The sequence below is a fragment of the Flavobacterium agricola genome (assembly GCF_025919725.1).
GTDB lineage: Bacteria > Bacteroidota > Bacteroidia > Flavobacteriales > Flavobacteriaceae > Flavobacterium > Flavobacterium agricola.
Genome location: NZ_CP081495.1, coordinates 2,213,674 through 2,226,940 on the forward strand (window position 1 = coordinate 2,213,674; position 13,267 = coordinate 2,226,940).

11 protein-coding genes are annotated in these 13,267 nt (G+C 32.4%); 6 read left to right on the plus strand and 5 right to left on the minus strand.

Going from position 1 to position 13,267, the window contains the following annotated elements; translation table 11 throughout:
• Both K5I29_RS11010 and K5I29_RS11015 read left to right on the plus strand, forming a co-directional pair.
• Positions 1–1,440, plus strand: coding sequence for a SusD/RagB family nutrient-binding outer membrane lipoprotein (locus K5I29_RS11010; protein ID WP_264433327.1), 1,440 nt, complete (start codon positions 1–3; stop codon positions 1,438–1,440).
• Positions 1,441–1,596: 156 nt separating this feature from the next.
• Positions 1,597–2,067, plus strand: a complete 471-nt coding sequence (locus K5I29_RS11015) for a lipocalin family protein (RefSeq protein WP_264433329.1) — start codon at positions 1,597–1,599, stop codon at positions 2,065–2,067.
• A gap of 30 nt (positions 2,068–2,097) precedes the next feature.
• On the opposite strand, the gene K5I29_RS11020 is transcribed toward K5I29_RS11015, so the two are convergent.
• From K5I29_RS11020 to K5I29_RS11040, 5 genes are read right to left on the minus strand one after another with little or no spacing between them, the layout of a single operon-like run.
• Entirely contained in the window at positions 2,098–2,970 is an 873-nt protein-coding gene (locus K5I29_RS11020) for an LpxL/LpxP family acyltransferase (RefSeq protein ID WP_264433330.1), read from the minus strand.
• A gap of 4 nt (positions 2,971–2,974) precedes the next feature.
• Entirely contained in the window at positions 2,975–3,226 is a 252-nt protein-coding gene (locus K5I29_RS11025; RefSeq protein ID WP_264433333.1) for a phosphopantetheine-binding protein, read from the minus strand.
• A complete protein-coding gene (locus K5I29_RS11030) occupies positions 3,227–4,450 on the minus strand; it encodes a beta-ketoacyl-[acyl-carrier-protein] synthase family protein (protein WP_264433335.1) in 1,224 nt (407 codons plus the stop codon).
• Between the two features lie 13 nt (positions 4,451–4,463).
• On the minus strand, positions 4,464–5,195 hold the full coding sequence (gene fabG, locus K5I29_RS11035) for a 3-oxoacyl-ACP reductase FabG (RefSeq protein ID WP_264433336.1): 732 nt from the start codon (positions 5,193–5,195) through the stop codon (positions 4,464–4,466).
• 10 nt (positions 5,196–5,205) lie between these two features.
• Positions 5,206–6,723, minus strand: coding sequence for an HAL/PAL/TAL family ammonia-lyase (locus tag K5I29_RS11040; protein WP_264433339.1), 1,518 nt, complete (start codon positions 6,721–6,723; stop codon positions 5,206–5,208).
• A 110-nt stretch (positions 6,724–6,833) separates the two neighbouring features.
• On the opposite strand from K5I29_RS11040, the gene K5I29_RS11045 reads away from it, so the two are divergent.
• The 4 genes from K5I29_RS11045 to ybeY all read left to right on the plus strand — a co-directional run bounded on the left by K5I29_RS11045 (position 6,834) and on the right by ybeY (position 13,157).
• Positions 6,834–8,075, plus strand: coding sequence for an NAD(P)/FAD-dependent oxidoreductase (locus tag K5I29_RS11045; protein ID WP_264433341.1), 1,242 nt, complete (start codon positions 6,834–6,836; stop codon positions 8,073–8,075).
• 1,338 nt (positions 8,076–9,413) lie between these two features.
• Positions 9,414–11,756: a DUF4175 family protein gene (locus tag K5I29_RS11050; RefSeq protein WP_264433343.1), complete on the plus strand. Its 2,343-nt coding sequence runs from the start codon at positions 9,414–9,416 to the stop codon at positions 11,754–11,756.
• Positions 11,757–11,794: 38 nt separating this feature from the next.
• Positions 11,795–12,736: a hypothetical protein gene (locus K5I29_RS11055; protein WP_264433344.1), complete on the plus strand. Its 942-nt coding sequence runs from the start codon at positions 11,795–11,797 to the stop codon at positions 12,734–12,736.
• Position 12,737: 1 nt separating this feature from the next.
• Entirely contained in the window at positions 12,738–13,157 is a 420-nt protein-coding gene (gene ybeY / locus K5I29_RS11060) for an rRNA maturation RNase YbeY (protein ID WP_264433346.1), read from the plus strand.
• The last annotated feature ends 110 nt before the right edge of the window (positions 13,158–13,267 follow it).

Consider the following 13,267-nt stretch of genomic DNA (forward strand, 5'->3'; position numbering starts at 1 on the left):
ATGAAAAAAGTAAATTTTTTAATCTATACAGTAGCTTTTACATCGCTTATTGCGTCTTGTACAAGCGATTTCGAAGAAATTAACACAGATCCGAACCGATTAGAAGCAATTGGTGCATCAACCTTATTAAACCCAATTTTATACAACTTAACCGATCATAATTCATATTCTGCATGGCATAACAGAACAGCGCATTTTATGCAAGCTATTGTTCCGTATCCATCAACAGCTAGTGGAGGATATCACCGATATGATGTAACCGATGATATTGGTACAACCATGTGGAATAACCATTACCGTTGGTTAAAAAATATTGAGGAAATGGTTACGGTAAGCGAGGAAAAAAATGATGCGAACTACCACGCAATAGCTTTAACTTTAAAAGCTTGGGCTTACGCAAACTTAACCGATTGTTTTGGTGACATTCCGTTTACACAAGCAGGAAAAGGAGATGAAGGTATTGATAAACCTGTTTTTGACAAGCAAGAAGATATTTATAAGCAAATTTTAGCCGATTTAGATCAAGCAAATGCTTTATACGATACAAGCTCAAAATCTATTTTCACACCAGATTTATTGTATTCAAATGATTTTGCAAAATGGCGCAAGCTAACCAACTCGTTACATGTACGTATGTTATTACGCGTGTCTAACGTAATGCCAAGTGCTACTCAAAAAATAAACGAAATTTTAAGTAATCCTGCCGTTTACCCAGTGTTTACATCAAGCGCAGACGATGCAATTTTAATAAATACAGGAGTAGCACCAAACTTAACGCCATGGCCTCGTATTATGGATTATGCAGCTAATAAAAAATTATCATCATTCTTTATTGATAATTTATTAGAAATGAACGATCCGCGTTTACAATTATGGGCTACGCAAGCTACCGATTTACAAGGTAAAGCTATTGGTTACAAAGGTATTCCAAGTGGGTATTCAGAAGGAGAAAATGCATTCAATTACAATCCGTCTGCGCCAAATGATAAAGTTGCCTTAGCACCAATGAAAAGCATTATTATGACTTATGGTGAATTGGCTTTTATTAAAGCAGAATTAGCTTTTAAAGGACAACTTGCAGGTAATCCTGAAGATTTTTACAAAGAAGGAGTTAAAGCTGCCATGAATGTTTGGGGTATTACCATGCCAGATACATATTTTGACAATCCTGTAACACAATATAACAACACGTTAGAACAAATTATGTTACAAAAATACTATGCACTGTATTTTACAGACAACCAAACATGGATGGATTACAGAAGAACAGGATTTCCGAAACTACCATTACAACCAAACTTATACAACAACGGGGTAATGCCAAACAGATATCCTTATCCACCAAATGTTAAAATGCAAAACACAGAAAATTATGATGCAGCAGTTCAGGTAATGGGCGGCGACGGTCTAAACACTAAAGTTTGGTGGGAAAGATTTTAAATCATAAATATTAATTTTTTAAAAGGTCATAAATTTATTTATGGCCTTTTTTTTGTTTGTTAAAAATCCGTTGATCGAATAATATTTACGTTAGTATAATTTTAACAAAAACATTTGTTTTTTAACATTTGTTTTTTTAATAAAATTAAACAAAAAATGAAAACATTAAAATCAATTTTAAGCCTTGTTTTAATAACAACTTTATTTTTAACAAGCTGTTCTAGTGATGATAATAACAATGATGCAACACCAACAAACAGCTTGGTTGGTACGTGGACGTTTGAAAAAGAAGAAGCTTTAGATGCCAATGACAAAGTAGTTTCTACATACATTCCAAATTCTTATCAATTCTGTGAAAAAGAAATTTATGAATTTTTAGTTACTGGCCAATATATAATTACACAATATGAATATTATTTTGAAACTTGTAATCTAGATTTAACTGAAGGAACTTGGGAACAAAATGGTAACGAGATAAATATTAAATCTGGAGATTTTTCAAACCAAGCAGTTATAAAATTTGTTGATGATTTGGTTTATATAGATCATGCTCCACTTACTGGAGATGATGCAGTAGAATATGATCCTAGCGTAACAAAAATTAGAATAGTTTTAAAGAAAAAATAAACAAAACGCCGTGCAATGCACGGCGTTTTGTTATGTATTCCAAAATTTAAAAAAGTTAAACCATTGGTACGGGTATTTTTTTACAACGGAGGCAACACTGGTACAATATTCTTGCAGCAAAGCTTGGGCATCGCGTTGTTTAAATTGTGCTTCGCGGGTGTATAAATGGTAATGTAAATTAGGTTCTTTCATTACATAAACAAATGCAACCGGAACTTTTAAACGCGATGCAATTAAAAACGGACCAGCTGCAAATTTTGCATTTGCGCCAAGTAAATCGTTTTCTAGCACCTTTGTTCCTTCAAAGTACCTATCGCCCGTAAAACAGATTAATTCGTTGTTAGAAAGTGCATGATTAATTTCAAAAATATGCGATAAATCTTCTTTAATAATAATAAACTTTACAGCAGATTTTTTACCCAGGCTATCTAAGTAATTTTTAATGGCCGAATGCTCTAAATCAGAAGTTACCAAGTTAATTTGGCATTCAAAATCAATATCAGCAAAAAAATGCTCGGCAATTTCAAAGTTACCCACATGCGCACTAATTAAAACGCCTCCTTTTTTTTGAGCCAATAAGTTTTTTAAAATAGAAATACCATCAAAATCATAAGTAAATTTATGGCGTAAACCTGCGTTAATAGCAACTTTATCTATAAGTACTTGTCCAAAAGTAAAATAGCTTTTGTAAACACCAAAAAAGGCTTTAAAAGTTGAGAATTTTTGCTTATTTTTTAAATAATCATAAATAGCACCGTTACTTTTCCAACTAGTTAATACATAGTAAAAAGCCACAAATACAAGTACTGTATATGCGGCCTTAATTCCTAAGTTTTTGATGCAATAAACAAATATTTTATAACCTAAAACTGTTCCTTTAGATTTACCGCTCCATTGAGCCATAGTATTAATTTTTAATTGCTATTTTATTTGTTACTATGGAATAAAAATCTTGAAACGTAACCATGGTTTTAAAATCGCTTTCAACCAATTTAACTCCAAAGTTAGATTCTATTAAAACCACTAAATCTACATAATCTAAGCTATCTAAATCTAACGATTCTTTTAAGTTTGCATCCTCCACAATAACATCTTCATCAACCTCAAATTCATCAATCAAAATTTGATTTAATTGAGAAATTATCTCACTTCTATTCATTTATTCTAAAAATTTCTTAACTATTAATGCCGAATTTGTACCTCCAAATCCAAAAGAATTCGACAAATATACTTCAAATTCTTTTTCTATAGTAGCAGAAACTAAATTTAGCTTTTTAGAATCGGCATCTGGATTATCTAAATTAATGGTTGGTGCAATAAAATTATGTTGCATCATTAAAGTAGAATAAATAATTTCTGATGCACCAGCCATCCAACATTCGTGCCCTGTCATAGATTTGGTAGAACTAACGTAAGGTTGGTTACCAAAAACTTCAAAAATAGCTTTTGCTTCGTTACAATCGCCAATTGGGGTTGAGGTTGCGTGCGCATTAATATATTGCACCTCATTCGGGCTTAATTGCGCTTGGTTTAAGGCGCGCTGCATGGCAAGAGCAGGTCCATCTACATTTGGGGTAGAAATGTGACCTCCGTTAGATGAAAATCCGTAACCTAAAACCTCGGCAATAATTGGTGCACCGCGTTTTACTGCCGATTCATAACTTTCTAAAATTAAAGTTGCACCACCGCCAGAAGGAACTAATCCTGTACGATTGGCATCAAAAGGGCGAGAAGCCTTTTCAGGATTTTCGGTTTCAGATGCAAAAACACCTAAACCATCAAAACTTGCCATGGCGTATTTATTAATTTCTTGTGCACCACCACAAATAATCATGTCTTGTAAGCCTTGTTTTATGTACATATAAGCCAAACCAATAGCATGCGAACCTGATGCACAAGCTGCCGAAATGGTCATGTTTATACCACGCAATTTAAATAAGGTTGCTAAATTCATGGTTACGGTAGAATTCATAGATTTAAAAATTGCTCCCGAACCAATAAGTTGCGTATCGTGCTTTTCACGCACAATATCAATAGATTCTATTACCGCTTGAGAAACGCTATCATTACCGTATAAAATACCTACTTCGTTAGTTTCAAAATACGATTCGTCAATCTTTGCATTAGCCAAAGCCTCCAAAGTTGCAACATACGCATATTCAGATTCTTCGCCCATGCTAATGCGTTGGCGGCGGTTTAATTGTGCTTTTAAATCGGGTTTAGGTACGCGCCCAGTTAATGGCGATTTAAAACCAAAGTCGATGCGATCGGGATCTATTACAATACCCGATTTGCCCTCAAAAAGCGATTGCTTTACTTCGTTTAAATTTGTACCAATGCACGAATAAATGCCCATGCCGGTAATAACCACTCTGCGATCCATAGTAATGAATTGATTACGAATAAATTCCGCCGTTAATGTTAATTACTTCGCCGGTAATATAACTTGCCTTTTTAGAAACCAAAAAGCATACCAAATCTGCAACTTCTTGTGCTTCACCAAAACGATTGGCTGGAATGTTTTTAATTAATTCGGTTTCATCTAGTTCTGCCGTCATATCGCTTTTAATAAAACCAGGAGCAACGGCATTAACGGTAATTTTACGTTTAGCAACTTCTTGCGCTAAAGCTTTGGTTGCTCCAATTATTGCAGCTTTTGCAGCGGAATAATTTACCTGACCAGGCGTTCCTTTAACACCAGAAACCGAAACCATATTAACAATTCGGCCAAAACGGTTGCGCAACATTTTTTGCATAAAAAATGAAGTTACGTTGTAAAAACCGTTTACCGACGTATCCATAACCTGATTCCAATCGTTAGGTTCCATCCACATAAATAATCCATCACGTGTAATACCAGCATTATTTACAAGCACTTCTACTACCGCATCAGGGTTTTCAGTTTGCCAAGCGCCTAAAACAGCATCAACAGCTACTTTATCAGCCACATTAAATTTTAAAATTTCGGCTGTTTTTCCTTGCGCCTTAACTAAAGCTAAAGTTTCTTCAGCAGCTTGTTGGTTGCCTTGGTAATTAATTAAAATATGATAATCTGTTTCTTGCGCCAATTGTACGCAAATGGCACGGCCAATACCGCGAGAACCACCAGTAACTAATGCACATTTCATAAAGGCAGAATTATTTCATTAAAAATTCTTTTACTTTTTTAATTGATGGATACAAAATAGCATCATCACTAAAAGCAGGTAGAATTTGTCTAATTTGGTTATATATTTTACGCGTTTCCGAGCTAACCTGATCTTTTTGCTCTAAAATATCAATAGCTTGCATAATGGTAATAGCCTGAATTGCTAAAACCTCGAAAGCATTAGTTATTACTTTATTTGTAATAACCGCTGCATTGGTACCCATGCTCACAATATCTTGATTGTCATTATTATTCGGAATACTATGCACGTACATAGAAGTTGATAAGGTTTGATTTTCTGCCGTGGTAGAAGTTGCTGTAAATTGCGCACCTTGCATACCAAAGTTAAAACCAAGTTTACCCATGTTTACAAACGGAGGTAAAATTTCGTTTATCTTGCTGTTTAACAAGTAATTTAATTGACGTTCTGCCAACATAGTTAAGCGGGTAATAACCAGCTTTAATTTATCCATTTCTAACGAAATGTAATCGCCGTGAAAGTTTCCTCCATGAAATACGTTTTGCTCTTCTATAGAAACAATCGGATTATCATTAGCCGAGTTAATTTCACGTTCTAAAACATTACCAACATTGTTTAAAGTTTCTAAAACCGGACCTAAAATTTGAGGTACACAACGAATAGAATAATATTCTTGAACTTTATCTTTAAAAATTTCTTCTTGATTGTTGCCCGAGTAAAAATCGACATCGCGTTTTTTAATTAATTGGCTGTCTTGTAAATGCGTGCGCATCATTTCAGCAATTTTTTGTTGCCCTTCGTGCAATTTTGCATTATTTAAAGTTGCCGAAAAATGGTCGTCGTGCGCCTTAACAATTTCGTTAATTGCAGACGAAAATGAAACCGACCAATGCAATAATTTACTTGCCATTTCGTGGTTTACAACCCCAACGCCGGTCATTACCGAAGTTCCGTTTAAAATAGAAAGCCCTTCTCGAATTTCAATCTTCATCGGTTCTAAACCTTCAATCTCAAAAACTTCTTTCGTGGGTTTAATTTCTCCTTTATAAATTACTTCACCTTCGCCAATTAAAGCCAAAGCAACGTGTGCTAACTGAACCAAATCACCACTTGCACCAACGCTTCCGTGCGCATAAACAACTGGATAAATATCACGATTAATAAATTCTTGCATTAAATTTATAACCGTTGGATTAACCCCAGATTTACCTAATGACAAGGTATTTAATCGAGCTAAAACCGCCGATTTAATCATTTCTGGTTGTAAAACATCTCCAATTCCGGCACAATGGCTACGAATTAGGTTGTATTGCAACTGAATCTGATCTTCTTGTTTGATGCGGTATTGCGCCATTGGTCCAAAGCCCGTGTTTACGCCATAAATAATTTTATCGCTCGAGAATTGTTTTAGAAATTCATAACTTGCTGTAATGCGCTGATAAACTTCAGAATCTAAGATTATTTGCTCTTTTCCAAAAACAATTGATTTAAAATCACTTAAAGATAAGTAGGCTTTTATGCTTTGCATTTTATACTGGTTTTAGTATCTATAATTTTTTTGTGGTTCTCTTAAAAATCGATTAATTTTATCAGATAAAATTTCGAGCAAATTTAATCTTTTTTTAATAATAATCCGGTATGAAAATAGTTGAAAATACTGATATCCTTATTATTGGCGCAGGACCTTCTGGTAGCGTTGCAGCAGCGTATTTACAAAAGATGGGAAGTACTGCAATTGTGGTAGAAAAAACCAAGTTTCCGAGAATTGTAGTAGGCGAAAGTTTATTACCCCGATCTATGGATCATTTTGAAGAAGCCGGTTTGTTAGATAATTTGATGCAAAAAGGATTTGAAAAAAAACTAGGTGCTCGGTTTATTAGAGGTAATGAAATTTGCATTTTTGACTTTAGTAAAAAATTTGGTAAAGGTTGGGATTGGACGTGGCAAGTGCCAAGAGCCGATTTTGATTTGGCTTTAACCGAAGATTTACAGGCTAAAGGCGTGGATTTACGTTTTGAAACAGAAGTAATTGATGTGGTTTTTACCAACGGAAAATCTGTAACTACGATTCAGGATAAAAACGGAAATCAATCACAAATACAAGCCAAATTTATTATAGATTGTAGCGGTTATGGTCGTGTTTTACCGCGCTTATTAGCGCTGGATACGCCATCACAATTAAGCCCACATTCGGCAATTTTTACGCACATTCACGATGTAAATCGTCCGGCAGGGCAAGAAGGAATTCAGATTTCGTTTGATATTATTGAGCGTGAAGTTTGGTTGTGGGTTATTCCTTTTTCTAACGGAAATACCAGCGTGGGCATTGTTGCACCAACAACTTATATTGAGCAATTATCAACAAACGATTCATTACAAGAAAAATTAACCAATGCTATAAATGCATCTGATTTTTATAAAAAACGTTTTGGTGGTTTACCGTTTATTTTTGAACCTAAACATTTAAAAAACTATTCTAAAGCCGTACATAAAATGTACGGTGATGGGTTTGTTTTAACCGGAAATAGTGCCGAATTTTTAGATCCGGTTTTTTCGTCTGGCGTTTGTTTTGCCACCGAATCGGGCTTATTAGCTGCTAAATTAGCGTACAAACAATTGCAAGGTGAAAATGTAAATTGGGAGCAAGATTATGCCGCGCATATGGAAAAAGGAATAAAAGTTTTTACCACGTACGTTAAAGAATGGTACACAGGTAATTTGCAAACTTTATTTTTTCATCAACCCGAAGATCCTGATGTAAAAGCTAAAATTTGTGCTGTTTTGGCCGGATATGTTTGGAATGACGACAATCCGTTTGTTAAAAAACACGATAATTTAATTAAAAATATGGCTCATTTTATAAACATGAGCAAAGAATAAAAGCAAAAACGCCAAGCTTAAGGTTGGCGTTTTTTTTTATTTATGTTACTCGTTTATCTTAAAAATAAAACGAGCGAAATCTTATTTTAATCTTCTAGTAAAATTATTTTTTAAATCTAAACAGCTATTAAAAAAATGCAGGAAGCTCAAACTTCATTTTTAAAATAAACTTCAATCCAAGGCAAATTTATTTTCAGTTTTTAAAAAATAGTAAGCAACGTTATCAACAAAAATAAAAAATAGATAAGTACTTATAAATGAAACAATCAAGTACATTGATAACATGCTTATGCACAAAAAATGTTTACAACTAACAACGAATAAGGAGTGAAAAATGGAGTTGTTAATAATGCTTTAACATTCCTTTGATAATCAATAGCTTACAATATCAACAATTTTGTTGAAAAGAAAACGAAGGAAAATGAAACATAAATTTGCTTTGCAACAAATAAATTACAAGCAGAATGAAATATTGAATTTGAACAATAGTTATAAAAATGTATTTGAAAGTAATTCACGACAAATTGATGCTTTATGCACAGCTTTATGAACGTTAAAATGTAAACATTTTCTGATTCATTAGAATTATTAACAACTGTTGATAAATATAATCTATTATTTGATTATCAAGTATTTATTATGTTTATTATCTGTTCATAACTCGTTAAAATCATAAATTTACTTAATAAAAAAATATAATAATTAAAAGTTATACAAGCTATTAACAGGCATTAGTATTGTTATAATGTTTTTTTAAAATTTTTAATTTCTAAATAATAAATAAATACAATGTTGATAAGAAGTTTGTAAAAAAAATAAAACGCATACGTTTCGTATTTGTAACTTTGATTGTATTACTTTTAAATACGCAAGCTACAAGCAAGTAAATTACCTGCTCCAGATTTTAATATTTGAAAAATATTTTAGTGAGCTGCTGAATATGAAAAAATAAACAAGTGCTTTTTATTTTAAAGTTCATAAATAGTATTTGCTCTTAATTTTAATCGATTTAAAAGCCTTTTAAATCATTTTTTAAGTTGTGCTCGTTTGTGTTTTTTTAAAGCTTAAAAACGCAATATTTGACTTTATAAAATTTAAAACTTGCGTTTTTTCATTGTTACGACTCGGATATTCGATAATGTATTTGCTTTTTAAAAAAATATGCGATTCTCAGCGATTCTGTTTTTTGTTTTTTTACACATTTTTATATAAAAAATTAACTTTATATGTTTTTTATTCTGATTTTTAAGTAAAAATTAGATTGATGAAGCTTTATTTTGATTTTTATGTAGTTTTATTTTTTAATAAATTTTTAGCTAATTTTTAAAATTTTTCGAGTTGGATGCCATTCAAATCATTTACTTAAAACTAAATGCTTTTTATAAAAAATTCTATATCAATAAGTTACTAAAAGGTTGTATGCTTTTTGTGGCTATAGGTTTGTTGTATTTTATTTTTACCTCGTTGTTAGAAAATTTTTTATGGTTACATACTACAACACGCGCTATTTTATTTTTTGTTTTTTTAGGAATTGAAATTTTGCTGTTCGTAAATTTTATTGGAATTCCACTTTTTCAATTAAATAAAATAGCAAAAGGTATTTCGTATCAAGAAGCTGCAGAAATGCTTCAGAAACATTTTCCGGATGAAGTAGGAGATAAGCTTAAAAATGTTTTACAATTAAATGCATTGCAAGCAAACAACAATTCAGATTTGTTGGCAGCATCCATTCAGCAAAAAACCGACGATTTAAAATCAGTACCTTTTACGCAAGCTATAAATTTTAAAAGCAATTTAAAGTTTGTTCCGTTTTTAGCTCTTCCTTTTTTGGTGTTGTTTTTATTTTTTATTGGCGGAAAAATTGATGGATTATTTTCAGGTTTTCATCGCGTAGCACAATACGATCAAGTTTTTGAAAAACCTGCGCCATTTGTTTTTGTAATTGAAAATGCAAATCTGGCTGTTAAAGAGAATGAAGATTTTACTTTAAATTTTAAAACCACTGGCAATATAATTCCTGATGCAGTTACGGTAAATTTTAACAATCAATCGTATTATGCAGAAAAAATAAAACCGGGTTATTTTAAATTTACTTTTAATAGGGTGGGGCAAAACTTGCCTTTTTATTTAGAAGCAAATTCGTTTACAAGTAAAAGTTTTACTTTACAAATTCTACCTGTTCCTGCAATTTTAGATTTGCAATTGCAAATTACTACGCCTAAGCATGTGGGGCAAAATTTTGTAAAAACAAGTAATTCTGGCAATGTTTTGGTTCCCGAAGGTTCCGTTATTTCGTGGGAAATTTCTGCTAATCATACCGATCAACTTGTATTTATTTCTGATTCGGTTTCACAAAACTTCAACAAAAAACAAAATCAATTTACATTCAGTAAAAAAGTTTTACAAGCTTTACCTTACCAATTGGTAGCAAAAAACAATGCGTTTCATTACGATCAGCAAGTTTCGTATCAAATAGAAGTAATTAAAGATCAATTTCCGCAGCTTTCCGTGCAACAAATTCCAGATTCAATTGCTGGAGATAAAATTATTTTTCATGGTAAAGCAAGCGATGATTACGGAATTTCTGCTTTACGCGTGGTTTATTACGATGTTAATCATCCACAAAAAATAAAATTACACAACTTACCGGTTTCAAATAAAACGGCAACTTCGTTTGTTTATGCCTTTCCTGATGGCTTGCAATTGCAACCAGAAATTAGTTATTCGTATTATTTTGAGGTACTTGATAACGATGCTGTAAATCATTTTAAAGCTACGCAATCCAATCGATTTGTACATAACGAGCTTAATGCAATTCAGAAACTAGATCATAATTTAACCCAACAAATGGATAATATTAATGCTTTGCAAAAATCTTTATCCGATTCTAAAAATGCTGATAAAAAAGCTACCGAGGTAAATCAGCTTTTAAAGCAAACTACCGATTTAGATTATAAAGGAATTAAAAAATTACAAGATTTTTTTGATACTGAACTTCAGAATCAAAAAGCAATTGATGCGGCCGCACAAAAATTTGCCGAAAAATTGGCCGAAAAAAATGATGAAACCGATAACGAAAAGGCTAAAGAATTAGAAAAACGTTTAGAAAATTTACGTAAAGAACAAGAACTAAATAAAAAGCTTTACGAACAATTACAGAAATATACCGATAAGCTTACTAACGAAGATTTGTTGCAACTTATGGAACAAGCCAAACAAAATAGCAAGCAACAAAAACGCAGTTTAGAACAATTAGTAGAACAAACCAAACGTTTTTATGTTGAACAAAAAGCGGAGCAATTGGGTAAAAAAATTGCCGATTTAGCTTCTCGTCAAGAAAAACTACAAACCGAAAAGCAAACCGATACTGATAAACAAGAACAATTAAACAAAGCTTTTGATGCTGTAAAAAAGGAATTGCAAGATTTAGATACCGAGAATAAGGCGCTTAAAAAACCGATGGATGTACCTAATTTAAATTCGGATGCCGAAGATACAGCGCAACAAATGGATAGAGCTTTAGAAAAATTACAAAAACAACAAGATAAAGAAGCTAAAGAAAACCAACAAAAGGCAGCCGAAAAAATGAAAGAAATGGCTAAAAAGTTAGAAGATGCCATGCAACAATCTGAAATGGATCAGCTGCAAGAAGAGATGCTAAAATGTTGCGCCAGATTTTAAAAAACTTGCTTACTTTTTCTTTTTCTCAAGAAAATACCATGAAAGCGTTTAAGGCAAATGGCACGCAATCTTTTCATTTTAATCGCTTGTTGAAAGAAGAGCAAAAGCTTAAAAATCAATTTCAGTTTATAGACGATTCGCTTTATACTTTAGCCAGCCGTCAAATTCGTATTCAAGATGTGGTGAATAAAAACGTGGGCGAAGTGCATTATAACATAGAACAAGCGTTGCATCATTTGGTAGAAAATAATTTAGGCAAAGGTATTTCACATCAACAATACGTAATGAATCACGCTAATGTTTTAGCCGATTTATTATCGGATGCCTTATCTAACATGCAAAATCAATTGCAAATGCAAAGCTCGGGCAAAGGTAAACCTAGCCCAGGGCAAGGCGATCCGCAGTTGTCAGATATTATTCAAAAACAAAAAGGTTTAGAAAAACAGTTTCAAGACGGATTAGATAATAAAGAAAAAAACGGCGATAAACCCGGTGATGAAAAAGGGAATAAACCTGAAAATGGGGCAGAAGGCGAACAAGCCGGAAAATCTTGTAAAAACGGATTAGATGGTGATGAAGCAGAATCTGAAGCTTTACTCGAAATTTATAAAGAACAACAACGTTTGCGAGAAGCTGTGCAAAAAGCTTTGCAAAAACAACCGGGTAATGCTGGCTCCGATAAAGTTTTAGACGAGATGAAAAAGTTAGAACAAAATTTACTGAATCAAGGTTTTTCTAAGCAATTGGTTAATCAATTTAAAAACTTAAATCACGAATTATTGAAGCTAGAAACAGCGTTTAAACAACAAGGCGATGATGATAAAAGGCAAAGTTCAACCAATACAAAAGCTTCGCAGGGCGAGCAAAAAAACATTCCACAATCGGTTTTAGATTATATTAATACAACCGAAATGCTACAAAAAAATAGTTTACCTTTGCTACCCAAATACGACAATTTAGTTAAAGAATATTTTAAATAGTATGATATATTTTAATTACGAAACCGATTTTACGTTACAAAATGAAGATCTTTTTACCGATTGGATTGAGCGTATTATTGAATCTGAAAACAAAGAATTAGGCGAAATTTCATATATTTTTTGTGATGATGCGTACCTACATCAAATAAATGTAGAATATTTAGATCACGATACGTTAACCGATATTATTAGTTTTGATTATACCGAAGGCGATGTAATTAGTGGAGATATTTTTATTTCTCTTGAACGTGTTGCTGATAATGCTACTGATTTTGATGTTCCTTTTGAAACAGAATTAAAACGCGTTTTAGCTCACGGCGTTCTGCATTATTGCGGTTATAAAGATAAAACCGAAAAAGAAGAAGCTTTAATGCGAAGCAAAGAAGATGAAAAAATGGCAATGTTTCACGTGGAACAATAACTTAAAAATCATCAAGTTTACTTGATGATTTTTTTTATTTAGTAAATGTTAAAATATTAGTATTTGTATTCGTTAAAAAAGCATTTTATAGTATCTTTGTAGCTTGTAAA